The sequence below is a fragment of the Actinacidiphila sp. bgisy160 genome, assembly GCF_965342435.1.
GTDB lineage: Bacteria > Actinomycetota > Actinomycetes > Streptomycetales > Streptomycetaceae > Actinacidiphila.
The window spans coordinates 45,683-68,435 of sequence record NZ_CBDRCM010000033.1 but is presented as its reverse complement, the minus strand read 5'-3'; the positions used below and the strand labels follow the sequence as shown (position 1 = coordinate 68,435).

Sequence of the window (22,753 nt, the reverse complement as noted above, 5' to 3'; positions counted from 1 at the left end):
CCGTGCGGTACGCCAGGATCGCGGCATGGATCTGCTGAATGCTTTGGTCGAGAAGGGCCTGCGCCGCGAGCTGCCCACCCGCGAGGAGGCGCTCGCCGTCCTGGCGACCTCCGACGAGGAACTCCTCGACGTGGTGGCCGCGGCCGGCAAGGTGCGCCGCAAGTGGTTCGGCCGCCGGGTGAAGCTGAACTACCTGGTCAACCTCAAGTCGGGACTGTGCCCGGAGGACTGCTCGTACTGTTCGCAGCGGCTCGGCTCGGAGGCCGGGATCCTCAAATACACCTGGCTGAAGCCCGACGAGGCGGCGGCCGCCGCGGCGGCGGGGGTCGCCGGCGGAGCCAAGCGGGTCTGCCTGGTGGCCAGCGGTCGCGGCCCGACCGACCGCGACGTGGACCGGGTCTCCAAGACCATCGAGACCATCAAGGAGCAGAACGAGGCCGTCGAGGTCTGCGCCTGCCTGGGCCTCCTGTCCGACGGGCAGGCCGAGCGGCTGCGTGGCGCGGGTGCCGACGCGTACAACCACAACCTCAACACCTCGGAAGCCACCTACGGGGACATCACCACCACGCACACCTACGCGGACCGGGTCGAAACGGTGCAACAGGCCCAGGCGGCGGGCCTGTCGGCCTGCTCCGGACTGATCGCGGGCATGGGCGAGAGCGACGAGGACCTGGTCGACGTGGTGTTCGCGCTGCGCGAGCTGGACCCCGACTCCGTCCCGGTGAACTTCCTCATCCCCTTCGAGGGCACCCCGCTGGCGAAGGAGTGGAACCTCACCCCGCAGCGGTGCCTGCGGATTCTCTCGATGGTGCGGTTCGTCTGTCCCGATGTGGAGGTCCGCATCGCGGGCGGCCGCGAGGTGCACCTGCGGAGCATGCAGCCGCTCGCGCTGCACCTGGCGAACTCCATCTTCCTGGGCGACTACCTCACCAGCGAGGGCCAAGCCGGCAAGGCCGACCTCGACATGATCGCGGACGCCGGTTTCGAGGTGGAGGGCGCCGGCGAGGTGACCCTGCCCGGACACCGGGCGGACGCGGCGGCCGCGGCCGGGGGCTGCGGCTCGCACGCCTCCGCGGGCTGCGGGTCGCACGGCGAGGGGGAGGGCGGCGGCTGCGGCCCGTGCGGCGGCCACGCCCACGGTGACGTCCAGGCCGGCGCCGCGCAGCCGGCGGCCGCCGGTGCCACCCGCACCGACCTGGTGGCCGTGCGCCGCCGTGGCACCGGCACGGACCTGCCGCCCAATGCCTGAGCCACTCACCCCCCGCGAGCTGCTGGCCCTGGACCGGGAGCACGTGTGGCATCCGTACGGGCCCATGCCGGGCCGTCACGAACCGCTCGTCGTCGAGTCCGCGGCCGGGGTCCGGCTGCGGCTCGCCGAGCCGGTAGAGGGCGCGACCGAACTCGTCGACGGCATGTCGTCGTGGTGGTCGGCGATCCACGGCTACAACCACCCGGTGCTCAACGAGGCGGCCCGCGGCCAGCTGGACCGGATGAGCCACGTGATGTTCGGCGGGCTCACCCACGAGCCGGCCGTGCGGCTCGCCGCCCGCCTGGTCGAGATCACCCCCGAGCCGCTACGGCACGTATTCCTCGCCGACTCCGGCTCGGTGTCGGTCGAGGTCGCGGTCAAGATGTGCCTGCAGTACTGGCGTTCGCTCGGGCGGCCGGAGAAGCAGCGTCTGATGACCTGGCGCGGCGGCTACCACGGCGACACCTGGCAGCCGATGTCCGTCTGCGACCCCGAGGGGGGCATGCACGGGCTGTGGTCCGGCGTCCTGCCCCGGCAGGTCTTCGCGGACGCGCCGCCGGCCGCGTACGAGGAGGCGTACGCCGGCCACCTGCGGAAGACGATCGCCGCTCACGCGCACGAACTCGCCGCGGTCGTCGTGGAGCCCGTCGTGCAGGGCGCGGGCGGCATGACCTTCCACTCCCCCGCCTATCTGCGCGTGCTGCGCGAGCTCTGCGACGAGCACGACGTGCTGCTGGTGTTCGACGAGATCGCCACCGGCTTCGGGCGGACCGGGACGCTGTTCGCCGCCGACCAGGCCGGGGTCTGCCCGGACGTGATGTGCGTCGGCAAGGCCCTGACCGGCGGCTACCTCACGATGGCCGCCACCTTGTGCACCTCGCGCGTCGCCGACGGGATCTCCCGGGGCGAGGTGCCGGTGCTCGCCCACGGCCCGACCTTCATGGGCAACCCGCTGGCCGCGGCCGTCGCCTGCGCCTCCCTCGACCTGCTGCTCGGCCAGGACTGGGCGCAGGAGGTCAAGCGGATCGAGGCCGGGCTGCGCGAGGGGCTCGCGCCCGCCGCCGGGCTCCCGGGCGTACGCGATGTGCGGGTGCTGGGCGCGATCGGTGTCGTCCAGCTCGACCACCAGGCCGACCTCGCCGCCGCGACGCGGGCCGCCGTCCGCAGCGGGGTATGGTTGCGGCCGTTCCGGGACTTGATCTACACGATGCCCCCGTACATCACGGGGGACGAGGACATCGCGCGCATCTGCGCGGCGGTGCGCGCGGCGGCGGAGGCGGCATGACGGTGTTGTTCGTGACCGGTACGGGCACGGAGATCGGCAAGACGGTGACCACGGCGGCGATCGCGGCCACGGCGCTGTTCAGCCAGTACAGCGTCGCGTACCTGAAGCCCGCGCAGACCGGCGTGGGCCCCGGCGAGCCGGGCGACGCCGCCGAGGTCACCCGGCTCGCCGGCCCGGAGGTCACGAGCGTCGAACTGGCCCGGTACCCCGAACCGCTGGCGCCCGCGACGGCCGCACGGCGCTCCGGGACCGCGCCGGTGGGCCCGGCCGACATCGCGGAGGCGGCGGCGAAGCTGGCGGCCGTGCACGACATCGTCCTGGTCGAGGGCGCCGGCGGGCTGCTCGTCCGTCTCGACGAGGTGGGCGCCACGCTGGCGGACGCGGCACGGATGCTCGCGGCCCCGGTGCTCGTGGTCGCCCCGGCGGGGCTCGGCACCCTCAACGGTGCCGCGCTGACGGCGGAGGCGCTGAAGGCCCGGGATCTGACGTGCGCGGGCTTCGTCATCGGCAGTTGGCCGGACGACCCGGACCTGGCCGCCCGCTGCAACGTCGCCGACCTCCCCGACGTCACCGCCATCCCGCTCCTGGGCGCGCTGCCCGCCGGCGCGGCCGCCCTCGACCCCGCCGTCTTCCGCCAGGCGGCACCCGGCTGGCTCTCCCCCCGCATCGGCGGCATCTGGGACGCCACCGCCTTCACCACGCACTGGGCACCCCCCAGCCCCGCCTGACCCGCTCCACCGTCCGGCCCCCGCCCGTCCCGCGCGGACACGCCCGGGGGTGGCGCGTGAGGGCGCTTCCGGGGCGGGCGGCCCCCCAAGGGCACGGGCGAAGGCGAGCAGGACCGGCGGCATCGGCAGCCGGCCCGACGGCGCGGCCTCGGCCGCCCGTGGTCCGCCGGATTCCGGGGGCGGCACCCCTCCCCGAACGTCCCGTGCGACCGCGCTCGCGCCGGACGGCGGGCGACACGCCGAATTCACCCCGGTACGGGGAGGCTTGGGGCGGGCTCCGGAGCGGCAGAATCGGAGTGAGGGAATGCCGAGGCGAAAGGGGGCCGGCCATGGGGCGCCGCATCGGTGTGACCCGCGAACCCGTCCATCACCCGCTGTTCGCCCGCTTCTACGCCCGCTGCGGCCCGGTGATGGACGCCCGCGCGGGCTTCGGCGCGTACCGGGAGACCGCGCTCGCGGGTCTCTCCGGCCGGGTCATCGAGATCGGCGCGGGCTCGGGCCTGAACTTCCGTCACTATCCGCGCACCGTCGCCGAGGTCGTGGCGATCGAGCCGGAGCGGCATCTGCGCCGGCTGGCCGGCGACGCCGCGCAGTACGCCGAGGTGCCCGTGGACGTCGTGCCCGGCGTCGCCGAGGCGCTGCCGGTCAAGAGCGAGGCCTTCGACGCGGCGGTGGCGTCGCTGGTGCTGTGCTCCGTACGCGACCAGAAGCGCGCCCTGGCCGAGATCCACCGGGTGCTGCGCCCGGGCGGGCAACTGCGGCTGCTGGAGCACTGCCGGGCCGAGGGGCGCGGGCACGCGGCGCTGCAGTGGACGGTGGACCGCACCCTGTGGCCGCTGCTGTTCGGCGGCTGCCGCACCGGCCGGGACACGCTCGGCGCGGTCGAGGCGGCCGGCTTCGAGGTGCTGGAGCTGCGCCGCTTCCGCGTCCCGGAGCGAGCCAAGGGCCTCACGCTGCCCGTGCCGAGCGCCCCGCACATCCTGGCCACCGCACGCCGGCGCGGTTGAGCTCCGCAGCTCTGTACCTACTGGTATGTACACTGGGGGCATGGAGACGACGCCGGAGCGCCTGATCGAGAGCACCCGCGAGCTGCTCTGGGAACGCGGCTACCTCGGCACCAGCCCGAAGGCCATCCAGCAGCGCTCGGGCGTCGGCCAGGGCAGCATGTACCACCACTTCTCCGGCAAGCCGGAACTCGCGCTCGCCGCCGTACGCCGCACCGCCGAACAGATGCGGGAGACCGCCGAGCACGAACTCTCGCTCCCGGGCACGGCGGTCGAGCGGGTCTCCCGCTACCTGCGCCGCGAGCGCGACGTGCTGCGGGGCTGCCCGATCGGTCGGCTCACCCAGGACCCGGAGGTCGTCGCGAGCCCGCGGCTGCGGGCGCCGCTCGACGAGACCTTCGAGTGGCTGCGCGAGCGGCTGGCGGACGTGCTCGCCGAGGGCCAGGCACGCGGCGAGATCGCGCCCGGCCTCGACACCGGCGACATCGCGGCCGCGCTCGTGGCCGTGCTCCAGGGCGGCTACGTGCTCGCCCGCGCGGCCGGCGCGGCCGCGCCCTTCGACCAGGCCGTCAGCGGCGCGCTGGCCCTGCTGGCCCAGCGGGCCTGAGCGGGCCCCGGCACACAGGTACGACACCAGGGGGGACACATGTACGCGATGCAGTACGGAATCACGCTGCCCGCCGACTACGACATGAAGATCATCCGCGACCGGGTCGCCGGCCGCGGCCGGCTCACGGACGCATACGAGGGCCTGGGCTTCAAGGCCTACCTGATCCGCGAGCGCGGCACGGAGGGCTCCCCGGTCAACGAGTACGCGCCCTTCTACCTCTGGGAGGACACCAGCGGCATGAACCGCTTCCTGTGGGGCGGGGGCGGCTTCGGCGGGATCGTCGACGACTTCGGGCGCCCGGACGTCAGCCACTGGACGGGCGTCGCCTACCGTCCGGGGCCCGCCTTCGGCACCGCGCCGAGCGCCGCGAGCCGCCTGCGGCAGCGGATCCCCGCCGGGGCCGACCCGCGCGGGCCGGTGGCCCGGGCGCTGGAGGCGTGGGAGGAGCGCGCCGCCACGGCCGGCGTCCACACGACCCTCCTGGCCGTGGACCCGCGCCACTGGGAGACCGTCCTCTTCACGCTCTGGGACCGGACGCCGGCCGCCGGCGTCACCGACCCGGACCGCTACGAGGTGCTGCATCTGTCGGCCCCGCACCTGGACGAGGTGCCGGCCGGCCGCCGGTGGGCGTAGCCACCCGGACGCACCACGTCGGACGTCAAGTCGGACGCACCACGTCAGACGCACCAGGAGCGCAGCTCGTCGGCGATCTCGTGCACGTCGGCGGTGCCGCCCTTGACCAGCCGCGCCAGGTCGCGCACCTGCTCGGGGGACGTGGCGACCTTCAGGCCGCCGGCCACCATATAGGCGTAGGCGACCGCGGAGGCGAACAGCGCGTTGGACCGCTCCAGGGCCGGCACGTGGACCAGCAGTTGCAGCAGGCTCGCGGCCCGCTCACAGGGGTCGGAGTAGACGGGCACGCCGAATATCTCCGCCTGGTGGCGGCTGACCGCGGCGACGAGGGCACCCCAGTCGGTCACCTGGGGGTCACCGGGGGTGTTGTACTCGGCGACCATGAGCAGCCAGGGGAGGTCGATCCGCAGGGTCAACGGCGGCCTTCGCGCTCCGCGCCGAACTCCTCGGCGAAGACGGACTCGTAGCGCCGCATGAAGTCGGCGGCGGCCTCGACGAAGCTGCGGCCCCGCTCGCCGGCGTCCTCCCGGACGAGCTCCTCGATGTACCGGTTCACGCTGACGCCCCGCTGCGCGGCCTGCTCTCGGGCGGCCGCGGCGGTGGTCTCGTCCACCCGCACGTTCAACTGCGTCTTGGCCATACCGTCAAGCTAGCGCTGAAGCACTAGCAGTGGCAAGCGGCTGCCAGGCCATCCGCCCGGGAACCCGTGCGCCCCGGAGCCGGTCCGGGCTCCGGGGCGCACGGTGTGCGCCTTCAGAGGCGGCTCGCCACCGTGCGCGCCAGTTCCTCGAGCGGCTTGTCGAACCGGGCCGGGTCCTCGTTGCGGACCAGCCGGATCGCCACCCACCGCCCGGACACGCGCAGGAAGACCGATCCGTCCTCCAGCCATGCCTCGTCACCGATGCCGTCGAGCGGCTTCAGTTCGTGGCCGAGCCCGCGCTCGGCGTCGTAGTAGTTCTTCCCCGACTCCCCCGCGAAGACCTCGACCTGGGCTGTCGGGCCGGACTCGGGCGTGGGGTAGGTGCAGGTCCCCTCCAGTTCCCGGCCGGGTTCGAGGGCCGTACCGGCGAGGCTTTCGGCCTCCTGATGCGTCACCAGCGCGCACGGGTCGCCGGCCGTCCCGCCGGTCGGCGACGAGGACGGCTGCGCCGGGGAGGCCGCGGACGATCCTGCCGCGTCCGGGGCGCTCGGCGCGGGCGAGGGCGGTTTGCCGCCGGCGTCGCCGGATGCCGTGTCCTGGCACCCCTGGAGCGCCAGGACCAGCAGTGCCGCCACGGGCAGCCCCGCCCGACCCCGCGTGCGCCCGCGATCACCTGACCCGGCCCTGACGTGTGCGTGCACCATCGATTCGGTCCCCCCTCGGCAGGTGTCCTCGCCCCGCCCCGGTCACAGCGCGCCCGGCGCGGGTGCACCTACAGACGTATGAGGAGGGCCGGCCGGTTTCAGCCGGACGCGGTCGCACGGCGGGCGCCCGCGCGTCCCGGCGCTCACCCCTCGGGACGATGCGGCGCCGCACCCGACGACCTACGCTCGGGTCGCATACGGACAAGTGCGCACTTCCTCACGTTGGGGGCAAGCGTGTCGACATGGACGGCAGCGGACACAGAGGGCATCGAGGCGGGAGCGGAACCCGCCGCGCGGGCAACGGCGCTCACGAAGGCGTACGGAACCGGCGAGACCCGGGTGGTGGCACTGGACGCGGTGGACGTGGAGATCGCCCGCGGCCGCTACACGGCCGTCATGGGGCCCTCCGGCTCCGGCAAGTCCACCCTCATGCACTGCCTGGCGGGGCTGGACTCGGTCACCTCGGGGCAGGTCTGGATCGGCGAGACCGAGATCACGTGTCTGGCGGAACGCGAACTGACCCGGCTCCGCCGTGACCAGGTCGGCTTCGTCTTCCAGGCGTTCAACCTGCTGCCGACACTCACGGCCGCCGAGAACATCACGCTCCCCATGGACATCGCCGGCCGCAAGCCCGACCGGGAGTGGGTGGACCGGGTGATCGACACCCTGGGCCTGCGCGACCGGCTGGGGCACCGTCCCGCCCAGCTGTCGGGCGGTCAGCAGCAGCGCGTGGCGTGCGCCCGCGCCCTCGCCTCCCGCCCGCAGCTGATCTTCGCCGACGAGCCGACCGGCAACCTCGACTCGCAGGCGGGCGGCGAGGTGCTGGGCTTCCTCCGCGAGGCCGTGGACGCGCTCGGCCAGACCGTGGTCATGGTGACCCACGACCCCACGGCGGCGGCATGGTCGGACCTCGTGCTCTTCCTGGGCGACGGACGGATCGTCGACGAGATGCACGAACCCAGCGCGGACGGCGTCCTGGAACGGCTCAAGCGGTTCGACGCGCTGCGGAAGCAGGGATAGGCGCCGCGGCGATGCTCCGGGCGACGCTGCGCAGCTTCCTGGCCCACAGGGGCCGGCTGCTGCTCAGCGCGCTCGCCGTCCTGCTGTCGGTGGCCTTCGTCACCGGCAGCATGATCTTCTCCGACACCGTCAACCGCACCTTCGACCGTTTGTTCGCCTCCACGTCCGCCGATGTGACGGTGGGTCCCCCGGAGGCCTTCAGCGAGGACCAGCAGTTCGCCTCCGGGCAGGTGCGCACCCTGCCGGCGTCGCTCCTGGACCGGGTGAAGGCGGTACCGGGCGTCGCGGACGCGCGGATCGACATCACCGTGCACAACACCACCGTCGTCGACGCGGAGGACCGGCCGGTGGAGCCGACCAGCGGAGCTCTCACGGTGGCCACCAACTGGTCGGGGAACCCGCGCAGTCCGGTCCGGCTGACCAGCGGGCACGCGCCGCACGGCCCCGACGAGGCGCTGATCGACGCCGACACCGCCGCGAAACGGCACCTGAGGATCGGCGACCGGCTGCGGGTGCTGGCACAGCCGGGAGCGTTCCCCGTCCGGCTCGTCGGCATCGCCACCTTCACGACGACCAACCCGGGCGCCGCCCTGCTGTTCGTCGACACCCCCACCTCGCAGTCGCGCCTGCTGGGCCGGACCGGTGTCGCGACGTCGGTCCAGGCCGACGCCGCTCCTGGGGTCTCGGACGACGTGCTGAAGCGGCGCATCGCCGCCGCGCTCGGACCGCACTACACCTACACGACCCAGGCCGAGCAGGCGAAGTCAGCGGTGGACAGCCTGGCCACCCTCCTGGACGTGATCAAGTACGTGATGCTGGGCTTCGCCGGGGTCGCGGTCCTGGTCGGGGTCTTCCTGATCGTCAACACCTACTCGATGCTGATCGCCCAGCGCACCCGGGAGCTGGGCCTGCTGCGCGCGCTGGGGGCGGACCGCGGGCAGGTGCGGCGGTCGGTGCTGGTGGAGGCGCTGCTGCTGGGGGTGGTGGGCTCCGCCCTGGGGCTGGCCTGCGGCATCGGGCTCGCGGCGGGCCTGTTCCGGCTGCTCGGCGTGTTCGGGATGAACATCGACGCCGCCGAGATGGTCATCCGCCGGCGCGTACCGGCGGCGGCGTTCGGCGTCGGGCTGCTGGTGACGCTGGTCGCGGCCTACCTGCCGGCGCGGCGTGCGGCCCGGGTCTCCCCCATGGCGGCGCTGTACGACGCCGAGGTCGCCGGGAGCGGGCGGAGCCTGCGGTCGCGGGCGGTGGGCGGCGCGGTCGCGACGCTGGTGGCCGCGGGGGCGCTGACCGGGGCGGCGGTGGCCGGGAGCACCGGTGACGCCGCGACGTTCCTGGGGATCGGCATCGGTCTTTCGCTGATCGCGGCGGTGGTCGTGGGGCCGCTGCTGGTGCGGCCGGTGATCCGGGTGCTGGGCGGGGCGTTCCCCCATGTGTTCGGGCCGGTGGGGCGGATGAGCCAGCGCAACGCGCTGCGCAACCCGCGCCGCACGGGCGCGACCGCCGGCGCGCTGATGATCGGCCTGGCCCTGGTCACGGGCATGTCCATCGCCGGCACGTCGATGGCGAGCTCCTTCGACCAGGAGATCGACCGGGCCCTGGGCGCGGACTACGTCGTGCAGGGCACCCACTTCGCGCCCTTCTCCCCGGAGATCACCGACCGGGTGCGGAAGGTGCGCGGCGCCGGGGAGGTGGTGCGGGTGCGGTACGTATCCGTCCTGATGACCCTGCCCGGCCACCGCACGACCAAGCTGACGGGGACGGCGATCGGACCCGGGGCGGACCGGGCGCTCAACCTGGAGTACGCCGCGGGCGACACGGCCCGCGCCCTGGCCCGCGACAGCCTCTCGCTCTCCGCGACGTACGCCGCCCACCACGGGCTGCGCGTGGGCAGCCGGATCCCCCTGCGCTTCGTCGACGGCCGCTCGTCGACGTTCACCCTGCGCGCGCTGACCACCAGCCAGAGCACCCTGCTCGGCGACGACGCCACCCTCACCATGGGCCTGGCCACCGCCGAGCGGTTCCTGCCCCGCGGCCAGGACGCCGCGCTGTACGTGAACGCCGCCCCCGGCACGGACAAGCCCACGCTGCGGGCGAACCTGGAGCGGGCCCTCAAGCCCTATCCGCAGGTGGAGGTCCGCGACCAGGCGGACTACAAGAACCTGGTGCGCACCCAGATCTCCGTGCTGCTGAACCTGGTCTACGCGCTGCTCGGGCTGGCGATCATCATCGCCGTGCTGGGTGTCGTCAACACCCTCGCTCTGTCGGTGATCGAGCGCACCCGGGAGATCGGGCTGCTCAGGGCGATCGGTCTGTCGCGGATGCAGCTGCGCCGGATGATCCGGCTGGAGTCCGTGGTGATCGCGGTCTTCGGCGCCGTGCTGGGGCTGGCCCTGGGTCTGGTCTGGGGCGTGGTGACGCACGAGGTGCTGGCGCTGGAGGGCATGCGGGCGTTCGCGATCCCGTGGACCACGGTGGGGGCGGTGATGGCCGGTTCCGTGGTGGTCGGCCTGGTCGCGGCGCTGCTGCCGGCCCTGCGCGCCTCGCGGATGAACGTCCTGGCCGCGATCGCGCACGAGTGAGCGGCCCGGCGGCGGGGAAGGTCGTTGACCGGCGGACGGGAGACGAGGGGGGCGGTCATGGCGCGACGGTTCCGGTTCGGTGTCAATCTGCTCGAGCCCGCGCAGGGCGACGCGTGGGAGCACAAGTGCCGCCGGGTGGAGGCGCTCGGCTACGACGTGCTGCAGGTGCCGGACCACCTGGGCCGGCCGGCTCCGTTCCCCTCACTGGTCGCGGCGGCGCACGCCACGCGGCGCCCACGGCTGGGGACCTTCGTGCTCAACGCGGCGTTCTGGAACCCGGTCCTGCTGGCCCGCGAGGTCGCCACCGCCGTCCGGCTCACGGGCGGCCGCCTGGAGCTGGGGCTCGGCGCGGGCTACGTTCGCGAGGAGTTCGAACGCGCCGGCCTGCCCTACGGCACCGCCCGAGACCGGGTCGACCACCTGGAACGCACCGTCGAGGCGCTGACCCGGCTGCTCCCGGCACCGGACGGCGTGGACGGCGTGGACGGCACCAACGGCGGCGGTACCCACGGCGCCGGCGCGCCGCTGCCCCCGCTGCTCCTGGGCGGGAACGGCCCGCGTGTGCTGCGCCTGGCGGCCCGGCACGCGGCCGTCGTCGCCTTCACCGGCGCGGAGGCCGACCCCGCCAAGGACGACGGCTCGCTGCGGCTGCTGTCCGCCGCGACCGTGGAGGAGCGGGTCGCGGCGGCGCGCGGGTTCGCCGCCGCGTACGACACCGACCCGGAGTTCAACGTCCTCGTCCAGCGGGTCGTGATCACCGACGACCGCGCGGCGGCGGTCCACGAGTTCGCCCCGCACGCGCCGTACCTGGACGAGAAGGAACTGCTCGACCTGCCGACGCTCCTCGTCGGCACGGTCGCCGAGATCGCGGAGCAGCTGCGGCGGGGCCGGGAGCGCCTCGGCTTCAGCTACGTCACCGTGCTGGAACCCGCCATGGAGGCCTTCGCCCCGGTGATCGAGGAGCTGCGCCGCGCGGAACCGGCGGAAGGGCCCGGGAGGCCCTGATTCACTCGACGCCCGGGCCGGGGACTGCTTGGCTGACCCGCATGGACGATCTCGGGATACGCGGCGCGGTACCGGCCGACGCCGGACGGGTGCTGGAGTTCTGGAAGACGGCCGCCGAGGGCACCAGCATCAGCGACGACCCGGAGGGCGTGGCGCGGCTCATCGCACGCGACCCCGGGGCGCTGCTGCTCGCCGAGGACGGCGGCGTGCTCGTCGGCACGGTCATCGCGGGCTTCGACGGCTGGCGCTGCCATCTGTACCGGCTGGCGGTCCACCCCGAGCGGCGGCGGCAGGGCATCGCCCGCGCCCTGCTGGCGGCGGCCGAGGAGCGCTTCACGGCACTGGGCGGCCGCCGCGGCGACGCCATGGTGCTGGAGCGCAACGAGCGCGCCCACCACGCCTGGCGCTCGGCGGGCTACGCGCCCGAGCACCACTGGCGCCGCTGGACCAAGCCCTTCCAGCGGACCCGGTAGCGCGCCCGCCGGATCCGGGGCGCAACCCCTGGCCGCGCTCCCGGGCTGTCCGTGGTGCCCGCGGTTCCTACGATGGGCGTATGGACGACCCCGCGAGTCCGTCACGCCTCCGGTCGCCTCGCTCACGCCCGCGGCGCGCGGTCCACCCCGGCCTGGCCGATCATGGGACCGAGGTGTCCCGATGACCGAAGTGCTGCTCCTGGCCGTCGCGCTGCTGCTGACCCTGGCCTGCGCCGTCTTCGTCGCCGCGGAGTTCTCCCTGACCACGGTCGAGCGCACCGACCTGGAACGGGCCGAGAAGGCGGGTGAGCGCGGTGCCTGCGCGGCGCTGCGGGCCGTGCGCAGCCTGACGGTGCAACTCTCCGGGGCCCAGCTCGGTATCACCGTCACCGGACTGGTGATCGGCATGCTGGCGCAGGCCTCCATCGCCGAGCTGCTGGCGGGCCCGCTGCGCGCGCTGGGGATGTCGGCCGCCGGGGCCGCGTCACTGGGCCTGGTGCTGGGCACCGGCATCTCGACGGTGGTGCTGATGGTGGTGGGCGAGCTCGTCCCCAAGAACTGGGCGATCTCCCGTCCGCTGCCGGTGGCCAAGGCCGTCGCCCCGCCGCAGACCGTCTTCACCGCCGCCTTCGGCCCGCTCATCCGCCATCTGAACAACACCGCCAACCGTGTACTGCACCGCCTGGGCATGGAACCCGCCGAGGAGCTCGCCTCGGCGCGCAGCCCCGAGGAGCTGGTGGCCCTGGCCCGGCACTCCGCCCGGGCGGGCGCGCTGGAGGCCGACACCGCCGAGCTGTTCGTACGGACGCTGAGCCTGGCCGGGCTGACCGCCGAGAACGTGATGACCCCCCGCGTCCAGGTCGTCGCCCTGGAGGAGGGCGCCACCTGCCGGGACGTCGCCGACATCACCCGCGCCACGGGCCTGTCCCGCTTCCCCGTCCACCGGGGCGGCCTGGACAACGTGATCGGCATCGTCCACATCAAGGACGTCCTGGCCGTGCCGTACGAGCGCCGTGAGGGGCACCCGATCACCCCGCTGCTGCGGGAGCCGGTACCGGTCCCCGAGACCCTCCCCGTGGACCGGTTGCTGGACCGGCTGTCCGGCTCGATGAGCATGGCCGTCGTCATCGACGAGTACGGCGGAACCGCGGGCGTCGTCACCCTGGAGGACATCGTGGAGGAGGTCGTCGGGGAGGTCCGTGACGAGCACGACCCGCTGGAGACCCCCGACCTGGCCTTCATCCACCAGGACCGCACCGGCCGCCGCGTCTACGACGCCGACGGCGCCGTGCGGACCGACCGGCTCGCGCACATCGGCCTGCGGGTCGCCGACGGCCCCTACGAGACGCTGGCCGGTCTGGTCGCCCAGCGGCTCGGGCGGATCCCGGCCACCGGCGACACCGTCGAGGTCAACGGCTGGCTGGTGGAGGTCACCGACGACTCGCACCACCGCGCGGCGCACGTACGGCTGATCTCCCCGGCGCCGCGCGCGCAGAACGGGTTCGCGCCGCAGGGCGCGGACGACGGGCAGGCGGGTGCGCGATGACCTTCCTGCAGTTGTTCATCGGCGCGCTGACCCTGGTCGTGAACGCCTTCTTCGTCGGCGCCGAGTTCGCGATGATCTCCGTCCGGCGCAGCCAGATCGAGCCCCGCGCGGAGGCCGGGGAGCGCGGGGCGCGCCACGTCCTGTGGGGGCTGCAGCACCTGTCGCCGCTGATGGCCGCCGCCCAGCTGGGCATCACGCTGTGCACCCTGGTGCTGGGCATCGTGGCGGAACCGGCCATCGAGCACCTGCTGGCGCCGCTCTTCCACCTGCTGCATGTCCCGCAGGGCGCGATCCACGCCCTGTCGTTCGCGATCGCCCTGGTCCTGGCCACGTACGCACACATGCTGCTCGGCGAGATGGTCCCGAAGAACATCGCGCTGGCCGCCCCGGAGCGGACCGCGCTCGTCCTCGGTCCGCCGCTGGTGACGCTGGCGCGGGCGCTGCGCCCGGTGATCTTCGCGGTCAACGCCTTCGCGAACGGGCTGCTGAAACTGCTGCGGGTCGAGCCGAAGGACGAGGTCGCGGCGGTGTTCTCGGACGACGAGCTGGCCCGGATGGTGACGGACGCCGGTCAGGCCGGGCTGCTGGACGAGCGGGCCGCGATCCGCCTGCAGGACGCCCTGGAGCTGGGGCGCCGCCCGGTCCGCGCGGTCGTCGTCCCGTGGGATCGCGTGGTGTCGGCGCGCTTCGGGATGACCCCTGCGGGGCTGGAGCGCCTGGCCGCGCGGTCCGGCTTCTCGCGCTTCCCGGTGACCGACGACGCCTGCCGCATCCTCGGCTACCTCCATGTGAAGGACGCCCTGGCCCTCGGCCCCAGCCGCCACGACCAGCCCTTCCCCCGGGGCGCGCTCCGCCGCATCACCCGGGTCGGCGCGGCCACCCCGCTGGACGACGTCCTGGCGGCGATGCGGGCCAGCGGCGCGCACCTGGCGGCGGTCGTCGACGACCAGGGCCGAGGCCTCGGTCTGGTGACCATGGAGGACGTGCTGAAGGAACTCGTGGGCCACGCACCGGCCGCCTGAAACGGCGCTCCGCGGGGCCGGTAGGATCTCGCCCGCCATGCAGATGAACGCCTCCCACACCAGCTTCGTCGCGCTCGGCGACTCCTTCACCGAAGGCATGTCGGACGCGCTCCCCGACGGCTCCTACCGGGGCTGGGCCGACCTCCTCGCCGGGCGCCTCGCCGCCCACACGCCGGGCTTCCGCTACGCGAACCTGGCGGTGCGCGGGAAGCTGATCCAGCAGATCGTGGACGAGCAGGTGGAGACCGCCGCCTCGATGGAGGCCGACCTGGTGACCCTGGTGGGCGGGCTCAACGACGTGCTGCGGCCCAAGTGCGACGTGGTGAAGGTGTGCGCGCTGCTGGAGGAGGCCGTGGAGCGGCTGGCGCCGTCCTGCCGGCAGCTGGTGCTGATGCGCAGCCCGGCCCGCCGCGGCCCGGTGGCCACGCGTTTCCTGCCCCGCATGGAACACCTGTTCGGCTTCGTCGACGACCTGGCCGCCCGGCACGGCGCGCTCGTGGTGGACCTGTACGGCGCCCAGGTGCTGGGCGACCCGCGCCTGTGGGCGGAGGACCGCCTGCACCTGGACGGCGAGGGCCACCGCCGGGTCACCGAGGCGGTCTGGCAGACCCTCGGGCACACCCCGCAGTTCGACTGGACCAAGGCCCTGCCCGACTCCGTCCCCCTGTCCTGGCCCGCGCGCCGCGCCGCCGACCTGCGCTTCACCCGCCGGCACCTCGTCCCGTGGATCGGCCGCCGCCTCACCGGCCGCTCCTCCGGCGACGGACTGCCCCCCAAGCGCGCCGAACTGGTCCCGTACGAGTTCTGAACGAACCTCCGGGGGCGCCGCGCTCGCACTGTGCCCGTGGGCAGGAGGCGGGACTTTGCGGGACCGGACGTCAGCCCCGGCGGGACCGCCCGGGGCGGGCGTTGCCGCCGGGGAGCCGGGCGGTCCGCAGGTCGCGCGCTGTCAGCTCTCCGGGTGGCCCCGGTGGCCGGCCCGGCGACCACCGGATCCGAGCGCCCCAGCGCGCTACGCGCATAGACCGGTCCGGGGCGCTGACCTGCGCCGACGCGCAGTAGAATCTCGCTACGTGACTTCCAAGCCCCGCATCCCCAACGTCCTGGCCGGCCGCTACGCCTCCGCGGAGCTCGCCACCCTGTGGTCCCCCGAGCAGAAGGTGGTGCTGGAGCGCCGCCTGTGGCTGGCGGTCCTGCGGGCCCAGAAGGACCTGGGGATCGAGGTGCCTGACCAGGCCATCGCGGACTACGAGCGGGTGCTGGAGCAGGTCGACCTGGCGTCGATCGCCGAGCGGGAGAAGGTCACCCGGCACGACGTCAAGGCGCGCATCGAGGAGTTCAACGCCCTCGCCGGGCACGAGCACGTCCACAAGGGCATGACCTCGCGCGACCTCACCGAGAACGTCGAGCAGCTGCAGATCCGGCTCTCCCTGGAGCACGTGCGCGACCGCACCGTCGCCGTCCTGTCCCGGCTCGGCCGGCTCGCCGCCGAGTACGCGGAGCTGGTCATGGCCGGCCGTTCGCACAACGTGGCCGCCCAGACCACCACCCTCGGCAAGCGCTTCGCGACCACCGCCGACGAGCTGCTGGTCGCCTTCGCCCGGGTCGAGGACCTGCTCGGCCGCTACCCGCTGCGCGGTATCAAGGGACCGGTCGGCACCGCTCAGGACATGCTCGACCTGCTCGGCGGTGACGCCGGCAGGCTCGCCGAGCTGGAGCGCCGGATCGCGGCGCACCTCGGCTTCTCCGAGGTCCTCACCTCCGTCGGCCAGGTCTACCCCCGCTCGCTGGACTACGACGCCGTGACCGCACTGGTGCAACTGGCCGCCGCGCCGTCCTCGCTCGCCAAGACGATCCGCCTGATGGCCGGCCACGAGCTGGTCACCGAGGGCTTCAAGCCCGGCCAGGTCGGCTCCTCGGCCATGCCGCACAAGATGAACACCCGCTCCTGCGAGCGCGTCAACGGCCTGGCGGTCATCCTGCGCGGTCACGCCTCGATGGTCGGCGAGCTGGCCGGCGACCAGTGGAACGAGGGAGACGTCTCCTGCTCCGTGGTGCGCCGGGTGGCCCTGCCGGACGCGTTCTTCGCGTTCGACGGCCTGCTGGAGACCTTCCTGACGGTGCTCGACGAGTTCGGTGCCTTCCCGGCGGTCATCGCCCGCGAACTCGACCGCTACCTGCCGTTCCTCGCCACGACGAAGGTGCTCATGGGCGCGGTGCGGGCCGGCGTCGGCCGCGAGCTGGCGCACGAGGTCATCAAGGAGCACGCGGTCGCCTCGGCGCTCGCCATGCGCGAGAAGGGCGCCGAGCGCAACGAGCTGCTGGACCGGCTCGCCGAGGACGAGCGCATCCCGCTCGACCGGGCCCAGCTGGACGCGCTCATGGCCGACCGCCTGTCCTTCACCGGCGCGGCCGCGGACCAGGTCGCCGAGGTCGTGCGGCGGGTCGGCGAGGTCGCCGGCCGGTACCCGCAGGCGGCCGCCTACACCCCCGGGGCCATCCTCTGACCACGGTCCGGCCCCGCCCGAGCCGGGACGAACTGGAGGCCGCCCGCGACCGCGTCATCCCCGACGTGATCGCGGACGGCCTGCGGGTGCTCTTCTGCGGCATCAACCCGGGGCTGCTGTCGGCCGCCACGGGCCGGCACTTCGCTCGCCCCGGCAACCGCTTCTGGCCGGTGCTGCACGCCTGCGGGTTCACCCCGCGCCGGCTCGACCCGGCGGAGCAGGACGAACTCCTCACGTACGGGCTGGGGATCACCAACGTCGTCGCCCGCGCCTCGGCCCGCGCCGACGAGCTGACGCGCGACGAACTGGTGGAAGGCGGGCGGCTGTTGACGGAGACCGTTCTGCGGTACGAGCCGCGCTGGCTCGCCGTCGTGGGCGTCACCGCCTACCGCGTCGCCTTCGCCGAGCCCCGCGCCCGCATCGGCCCCCAGGAACGCACCATCGGCGGCACCCGGATCTGGGCCCTGCCCAACCCCAGCGGCCTGAACGCCGGTTGGTCGACGCAGGCCATGACGGAGGAATACGGTCGCCTCCGCGACGCGTCGCAGGGCTGATGCGCACGTGGGAACGGGGCCCCGGCGGAACGCGCGTCGGACGCGGCGTCCGACGGACCGGTGACGATACGACCGCAGTTGCAGACCATCGGCGCTTGCGGGCGAGAGCATCGTTCGAAGGGTCCGCGCGGTGCGGCGCGAGCCTGGTCCGACCAATTCAGAGTGGGAGCGGCATGGGGCGATCCAGAGTAGCGCGTCCGGCTGCAATGAACAGCCGGAGCGCTTCCTGGGTGGCGCCGAAATGAGTGTCGATCGCGCGGTTCATCTCCCTCACTGCCTCTGGCGTCAACTCTCCCGCGCCAGACCGTGCGTCGTGTGACTCAGCGCAATTCATCAGGTCGCGCAGGCTGTCGATGCACTTGTTCGCCCATTCGGACACTTCGTCGGGCCCTAGCAGCCCCACCGCGTATGAAGCCGTGACGGCATCTCTGTGTGCCCTCCTTCCCTCCATGCGGAGGGTGCGAGTCTGCTCTCGGGTGGGATCCGCTGGAATGCAGGATCTGTGGTAGTCAAGGGCTGCCCCTCGGGCCGCCAAAACTCGCTCAGCGAACTCCTGGTAAGCCGTTCGCCTGTGCTCTCTGCTCCACCGGTGGTGCTCTAGGCGGAGGTCCAGGTCTTGCAAGTTCGCTTGCCTGTGAGTCTGACGTTCCTCCTGCCGCTCAAGCGCTTGCTGTTTCACACGATCGGAGCGGAGAGCGAGAAACCCTGTCAGTCCGCTACCTATCAAGGTTCCGATGATGCCCGTAAGCGAGAGAACCAGCGATTGCGACATGTTTCATCTCTGCGTCGGAGAAGGTGACGCTACTCCTGCTGTATCGGGCGAGCAGTGAGCCTTTCGCCCCCGGCTGGAGCCGTCGCTGGATCGACGTGCTACCACTCAGTGGTGCCTCGCTGGCCGCCGCACCGGGCGACCCGTGCGACGGGACGGCATGACGTGACGCACCGCACCGACCTGGTGCTGCACCTTCCGGCGAGAGGCGGTGTCTGAACGGTGGCCAGACAGACCAGCCCTCCTCTGACGGGACGTGCGTGATGTCGCCGCACCACCGCGCATCGAGTGCGGCTCGGATCGGCTGGAAGTCGCGCAGAATCAGGTCAGGGCGGACGGCCGCGAGCGGGTCCAAGATCGTGGTGCGGTGTCGCCGTCTGCGGTGCCGGCCGGCCAACCCGGCCAGGCGCATCAGCCACGCAACCCGAGGACGGCCGCAGGCGATGCCCTCACGCCGGAACACGGCATGGACGCGCGGAGCTCCACTTGAGCGCCCTACGCGCCCCTTGCGCCGGGCAGTCCCCGGAGGGGACCCGCAGGGCCCCTCTGGGATGCAACGGTGACCAGCGAGGGAGCCACGTGTCGAAGGCGAGCCCCACGTAGCGCGCGCCGCTCGCCCCGGCAGGGTAGCCGAGGGCTCGACGAAGGCGGAGAGGGCTGGTTGGGGTGAAGACGGGGGCGGTGGCGCGCCCAGGACCAGGGCTCAGGCGGCGGGCCAGGAGTCATCTCGCGGCACGGGGAGGGGTGCGGGCTCGGCATGACGGCCCCGGGTACGGCACGGCGCCAGGGCACCGGGATCGCTGTGCCAGCCGTCAGCCTGTTGCGGGCCGTCGTGCTTGACGACACATCAGGCCGAAACCGGCCGTCGGCCCAACGGCCGCGGCGAGGAGTGCGACCGGTCACGGCAGGGCCGCGGCGTCACCGACGGCGGCCACGAGCTGGAGGGGCAGCTCCGCGTCCCGCTGCCCGACGCAGACGCCGATCCAGCGGCCGTCGACGCGCCAGGCCCACGCCTCCTGGGCGTAGTCGCACAGCGTGCGGAGCGGGCGGGGCACCGGCTCCCCTTCGACGAGGCGTTCGAGGTGCGCGGTGAGGTCGACCGTCTCGGGGACGCCCCAGCGCTGCGTGAACACCTCGACCAGGGCCTGGCACTCGGCTTCCAGGTCGTCCTCGGCCTGCCGTCCGCGTGCCGGATCCCCGTCGGCGTCCCAGAAGTCCTCGCTGATCCGAAGGTCCGCTATGTGGTACCCGGGTCCGCTGTCGACCGCGCCGTGGCGCTCGTCGCGCGCCGGGAAGGGGCGGGCGCGCAGCGCGTCGACGGTGGCCACGTGGCCGGGCAGGTCCATGGCTCCAGTAAACCCCCCGCCTGTGACACTTGACATCGAGTCAGTAACCCTTCGCCGGTGCTACTCGCCGCGGGCCGCCAGGGCGGGTACGATCCGGCCAACACGCGCGCAAGCTGGGAGGACGTAGGTTGGGGCGGCTCACCGGCGGGGACCCGTCCCTGCTCCGGCGGATCAATTCCGCGGTGGTGCTCCATGCGCTGCGCGGCGAGCCCGCCGTGAGCCTGACCGAGCTGGTGCGGACGACGGGGCTGTCCCGGCCGACCGTCGAGGGCGTGATCGAGGGCCTGACGGAGTCGGGCCTGGTGGTGGAGGCGCCGCAGGAGCCCGGTGACGCGCGCAAGCAGGGCCGCCCGGCCCGCAGGTTCCGCTTCCACGCCGAGGCGGGGCACCTGCTGGGCGTGGAGATCGGGGCCCGGCAGATCAGGGCGCTGCTGTCCGACCTGAGCGGCCGGGTCCTCGGGTCGCTGGCGCACGACGTGGCCGACACGCTGCCGGCCGAGGAGCGCCTGGAACGGGTCCGCGGCACCGTCGCCGAGCTGCTGCGCAAGGCCGGCGTGGCCCGCAGCACGCTGTGGGCGGTCGGTGTGGGCAGCCCGGGGATCGTCGAGACCGACGGCGCGGTCCGGCTGAGCACGGCGCTGCCCGGCTGGACGGGGCTGCCGCTGGGCGAGCGGCTGCGCCGGTCGTTCCGCTGCCCCGTCCTGGTCGAGAACGACGCGAACGCCGCCGCCGTCGCCGAACACTGGAAGGGCGCGGCCGTCGGCACCGACGACCTGGTGTTCGTGCTGGCGGGGCTGAGCCCCGGGGCCGGGTCGCTGATCGGGGGCCGGCTGCACCGCGGCTTCGGCGGGGCGGCCGGCGAGATCGGGGCGCTGCACCTGCTGGGCCGTGAGGCGAGGCCGGAACGGCTGCTGTCCACGACGGGGACGCCGCTGCACCCGCTGGACGAGTCCGCGGTGGCCGAGGTGTTCGCGCTCGCGAGATCGGGGGACGTCCAGGCGCGGGAGGCCTTCGACCGGTTCCTGCAGCGCCTGGTGCACGACGTGGCGGCGCTGGTCCTGGCGATAGACCCGGAGCTGGTGGTGATCGGCGGCTGGGCGGCCGGCCTGGACGGCGTACTGGAGCCGCTGCGCACGGAGTTGGCGCGCTACTGCCTGCGGCCGCCGCAGGTCGCGCTGTCCGCGCTGGGGCACGAGGCGGTCGCGACCGGGGCACTGCGGCTCGCACTCGACCACGTCGAGGAACAGCTGTTCGCCGTGGCCCGGACCTCACTGCTCGGCCGCTGAACCACGGCCCACGGAGGTCGCGCCGCACCACGAAGCAGGGCAATACGGGCGAAATTCCGCGGCCCGTCGGCCTGCCTGCTTTGCCGGGTTGTCCGACCAGCCGACGATCCGTCGCATCGGCGAGGGTGCCGCGCCGCGGGCGCGGCCGGCGAAGGGCGTCCCGCGTGCGGCGAGCAGTGATCCTGGCAGTGTCCGTGGTGCTGACGGCCGGCGCGGCGACGGCCCCGGCCGCCGCGCACTTCCCGGATCCCGTGGTCGCCGGGCACCTGCGCATGGCGGGGGCCGCGGTGGCGGCCCGGGCGGCCGGGGCCACCGGGATCGACTTCGGGACGTGCCCCGCGGACAGCGGGCTCAAGGCGCCGGTGCAGTGCGGCACGGTCCGGGTGCCCGTGGACTACGCGGAGCCGGGCGGCGCGAAGATCGCCCTGCTGGTGAGCCGGTTGCGCGCGGCGGGCCCCGCCTCCGTCCGGCAGGGCTCGCTGGTGTTCAACCCGGGCGGCCCGGGGTCGTCGGGGCTGTGGTTCCCCGGAGTGGGCCGGCCGGGCGTGGGGGCGGTCACCCGCAAGGTCTGGGAGACCGCGGCCAGGACGTACGACCTGGTGGGCTTCGACCCGCGCGGGGTCGGCCACTCCGCGCCGCTGTCCTGCCAGGACCCGGCGGGCTACCAGCGCTCCCCCGGCCCCGACCCGCGACTGCCCACCGCCGCGGTGAAGGCGGCCAAGCGCGCGGAGGCCCGGCGCAAGGCCGAGGACTGCGGTGCGCGGGGCGGCGCCCTGCTGCGGAACATGCGCACCGCGGACCTCGCGCGGGACCTCGACGTCATCCGCGCCGCCCTGGGCGAGCCGCGCCTGAACTACTACGGCGTCTCCTACGGGACGTACCTCGGCGCGGTGTACGCCACCCTCTTCCCCTCGCACGTGCGCCGCATGGTCGTGGACAGCGTCGTCAACCCGGACCCGCGCGGTGTCTGGTACGGCGCCAACCTCGCGCAGGACGTGGCCTTCGAGCGCCGCTGGGCGGACTGGCGCGCATGGGTGGCCGGACACGACGCCGTGTACGGTCTCGGCACGACGCCCGGCCGCGTGCAGGCGAACTTCGACCGTGCGATGCGGATGCTCGGCAAGCGCCCGGCCGGCAAGGTGGGGGCGGGCGAACTGCACTCGGCGGCGGTGCAGGCCGCGTACTACGACCAGCGCTGGGTCTCCTTCGCCCACCTGCTCTCGCGCTACCTGCGCGGTGACGACGACCCGTTGATCGCCGCGGCCGCCCCGGACCCCGGGCAGGCGAAGGACGAGGAGAACGGCGAGGCCGTCTACCTGGCGGTGGAGTGCTCGGACGGGGTATGGCCGCGCGACTGGAACGTGTGGGACCGCGACAACTCGCGGGTCGCGCGCCAGCGTCCCTTCGAGACCTGGGCGAACGCCTGGCTGAACCTGCCCTGCGCCTCGTGGCCGGTCGGGGGCGGGCGGGCGGTGGACGTCGGGGCGCGCCCGGGGTCGGGGCTGCCACCGGTGCTGATCGTCCAGTCGGAGCGGGACGCGGCGACGCCGTACGAGGGCGCGGTCGAGCTGCACCGCAGGCTCCCGGGCTCACGGATGATCACCGAGGAGGGGCGCGGCTCCCACGGCCTGATCAGCTTCTGGAACGAGTGCGTCACTGCGCGCGTCGACCGGTACCTGGTGTCCGGCACCGTCGGGGACCGGGACGTCCGCTGCTCCGGGCACCCGCTGCCCGTGCCCTCCGGCCGTGGCGGCGCCGAGGACGCCAACACGGGCCGCTTCTACTGACCGGAC

22 protein-coding genes are annotated in these 22,753 nt (G+C 73.8%); 17 read left to right on the top strand and 5 right to left on the bottom strand.

The window, feature by feature from the left end; translation table 11 throughout:
* Window positions 1-25: 25 nt before the first annotated feature.
* The 6 genes from bioB to ACRWNP_RS24145 all read left to right on the top strand — a co-directional run bounded on the left by bioB (window position 26) and on the right by ACRWNP_RS24145 (window position 5,509).
* Entirely contained in the window at window positions 26-1,249 is a 1,224-nt protein-coding gene (bioB, locus tag ACRWNP_RS24170; protein ID WP_431964690.1) for a biotin synthase BioB, read from the top strand.
* The gene (locus tag ACRWNP_RS24165) at window positions 1,242-2,534 is read left to right on the top strand and encodes an adenosylmethionine--8-amino-7-oxononanoate transaminase (protein WP_431964688.1); all 1,293 of its coding nucleotides are present in this window, start codon (window positions 1,242-1,244) and stop codon (window positions 2,532-2,534) included. The genes bioB and ACRWNP_RS24165 overlap by 8 nt, the downstream gene beginning before the upstream one ends.
* The gene (bioD, locus tag ACRWNP_RS24160; protein WP_431964686.1) at window positions 2,531-3,262 is read left to right on the top strand and encodes a dethiobiotin synthase; all 732 of its coding nucleotides are present in this window, start codon (window positions 2,531-2,533) and stop codon (window positions 3,260-3,262) included. The genes ACRWNP_RS24165 and bioD overlap by 4 nt, the downstream gene beginning before the upstream one ends.
* 329 nt (window positions 3,263-3,591) lie before the next feature.
* A complete protein-coding gene (locus ACRWNP_RS24155) occupies window positions 3,592-4,269 on the top strand; it encodes a class I SAM-dependent methyltransferase (RefSeq protein WP_431964684.1) in 678 nt (225 codons plus the stop codon).
* A 40-nt stretch (window positions 4,270-4,309) separates the two neighbouring features.
* Window positions 4,310-4,873: a TetR/AcrR family transcriptional regulator gene (locus tag ACRWNP_RS24150; RefSeq protein ID WP_431964682.1), complete on the top strand. Its 564-nt coding sequence runs from the start codon at window positions 4,310-4,312 to the stop codon at window positions 4,871-4,873.
* A gap of 39 nt (window positions 4,874-4,912) precedes the next feature.
* A complete protein-coding gene (locus ACRWNP_RS24145) occupies window positions 4,913-5,509 on the top strand; it encodes a DUF4865 family protein (protein WP_431964680.1) in 597 nt (198 codons plus the stop codon).
* Window positions 5,510-5,553: 44 nt separating this feature from the next.
* On the opposite strand, the gene ACRWNP_RS24140 is transcribed toward ACRWNP_RS24145, so the two are convergent.
* The 3 genes from ACRWNP_RS24140 to ACRWNP_RS24130 all read right to left on the bottom strand — a co-directional run bounded on the left by ACRWNP_RS24140 (window position 5,554) and on the right by ACRWNP_RS24130 (window position 6,784).
* Window positions 5,554-5,925 carry a fic family toxin-antitoxin system, toxin component gene (locus ACRWNP_RS24140; protein ID WP_431964678.1) on the bottom strand — a complete coding sequence of 124 codons (372 nt, stop codon included), beginning with the start codon at window positions 5,923-5,925 and terminating at the stop codon, window positions 5,554-5,556.
* Window positions 5,922-6,149, bottom strand: coding sequence for a toxin-antitoxin system HicB family antitoxin (locus ACRWNP_RS24135; protein WP_431964676.1), 228 nt, complete (start codon window positions 6,147-6,149; stop codon window positions 5,922-5,924). The genes ACRWNP_RS24140 and ACRWNP_RS24135 overlap by 4 nt, the downstream gene beginning before the upstream one ends.
* Before the next feature lie 113 nt (window positions 6,150-6,262).
* On the bottom strand, window positions 6,263-6,784 hold the full coding sequence (locus ACRWNP_RS24130; RefSeq protein WP_431964674.1) for a DUF3558 family protein: 522 nt from the start codon (window positions 6,782-6,784) through the stop codon (window positions 6,263-6,265).
* Window positions 6,785-7,087: 303 nt separating this feature from the next.
* Here ACRWNP_RS24130 and ACRWNP_RS24125 point away from each other — a divergent pair, with 303 nt between their 5' ends.
* The 9 genes from ACRWNP_RS24125 to mug all read left to right on the top strand — a co-directional run bounded on the left by ACRWNP_RS24125 (window position 7,088) and on the right by mug (window position 17,559).
* Window positions 7,088-7,873: an ABC transporter ATP-binding protein gene (locus ACRWNP_RS24125; protein ID WP_431964672.1), complete on the top strand. Its 786-nt coding sequence runs from the start codon at window positions 7,088-7,090 to the stop codon at window positions 7,871-7,873.
* An 11-nt stretch (window positions 7,874-7,884) separates the two neighbouring features.
* On the top strand, window positions 7,885-10,452 hold the full coding sequence (locus ACRWNP_RS24120) for an ABC transporter permease (RefSeq protein WP_431964670.1): 2,568 nt from the start codon (window positions 7,885-7,887) through the stop codon (window positions 10,450-10,452).
* 57 nt (window positions 10,453-10,509) lie between these two features.
* Window positions 10,510-11,457, top strand: coding sequence for a TIGR03621 family F420-dependent LLM class oxidoreductase (locus tag ACRWNP_RS24115; RefSeq protein WP_431964668.1), 948 nt, complete (start codon window positions 10,510-10,512; stop codon window positions 11,455-11,457).
* Window positions 11,458-11,498: 41 nt separating this feature from the next.
* Window positions 11,499-11,930, top strand: coding sequence for a GNAT family N-acetyltransferase (locus ACRWNP_RS24110; protein WP_431964666.1), 432 nt, complete (start codon window positions 11,499-11,501; stop codon window positions 11,928-11,930).
* A 181-nt stretch (window positions 11,931-12,111) separates the two neighbouring features.
* Window positions 12,112-13,476, top strand: coding sequence for a hemolysin family protein (locus ACRWNP_RS24105; protein WP_431964664.1), 1,365 nt, complete (start codon window positions 12,112-12,114; stop codon window positions 13,474-13,476).
* Window positions 13,473-14,498 carry a hemolysin family protein gene (locus tag ACRWNP_RS24100; protein ID WP_431964662.1) on the top strand — a complete coding sequence of 342 codons (1,026 nt, stop codon included), beginning with the start codon at window positions 13,473-13,475 and terminating at the stop codon, window positions 14,496-14,498. Before ACRWNP_RS24105 ends, ACRWNP_RS24100 begins: the two co-directional genes overlap by 4 nt.
* A gap of 37 nt (window positions 14,499-14,535) precedes the next feature.
* Window positions 14,536-15,306 (top strand): SGNH/GDSL hydrolase family protein, encoded by a 771-nt coding sequence (locus tag ACRWNP_RS24095; protein WP_431964660.1) that lies wholly within the window; start codon window positions 14,536-14,538, stop codon window positions 15,304-15,306.
* Between the two features lie 265 nt (window positions 15,307-15,571).
* A complete protein-coding gene (purB, locus tag ACRWNP_RS24090) occupies window positions 15,572-17,005 on the top strand; it encodes an adenylosuccinate lyase (protein ID WP_431964658.1) in 1,434 nt (477 codons plus the stop codon).
* 65 nt (window positions 17,006-17,070) lie between these two features.
* Window positions 17,071-17,559, top strand: a complete 489-nt coding sequence (mug, locus tag ACRWNP_RS24085; protein WP_431964657.1) for a G/U mismatch-specific DNA glycosylase — start codon at window positions 17,071-17,073, stop codon at window positions 17,557-17,559.
* Between the two features lie 716 nt (window positions 17,560-18,275).
* Here mug and ACRWNP_RS24080 read toward each other — a convergent pair.
* Window positions 18,276-18,881: an IS3 family transposase gene (locus tag ACRWNP_RS24080; protein WP_431964742.1), complete on the bottom strand. Its 606-nt coding sequence runs from the start codon at window positions 18,879-18,881 to the stop codon at window positions 18,276-18,278.
* 346 nt (window positions 18,882-19,227) lie between these two features.
* Window positions 19,228-19,674 carry a hypothetical protein gene (locus ACRWNP_RS24075; RefSeq protein ID WP_431964655.1) on the bottom strand — a complete coding sequence of 149 codons (447 nt, stop codon included), beginning with the start codon at window positions 19,672-19,674 and terminating at the stop codon, window positions 19,228-19,230.
* Window positions 19,675-19,802: 128 nt separating this feature from the next.
* On the opposite strand from ACRWNP_RS24075, the gene ACRWNP_RS24070 reads away from it, so the two are divergent.
* Together ACRWNP_RS24070 and ACRWNP_RS24065 are read left to right on the top strand one after the other, a co-directional pair.
* The gene (locus ACRWNP_RS24070) at window positions 19,803-20,960 is read left to right on the top strand and encodes an ROK family transcriptional regulator (protein ID WP_431964653.1); all 1,158 of its coding nucleotides are present in this window, start codon (window positions 19,803-19,805) and stop codon (window positions 20,958-20,960) included.
* Between the two features lie 164 nt (window positions 20,961-21,124).
* On the top strand, window positions 21,125-22,747 hold the full coding sequence (locus ACRWNP_RS24065; RefSeq protein ID WP_431964651.1) for an alpha/beta hydrolase: 1,623 nt from the start codon (window positions 21,125-21,127) through the stop codon (window positions 22,745-22,747).
* Window positions 22,748-22,753: the final 6 nt, after the last annotated feature.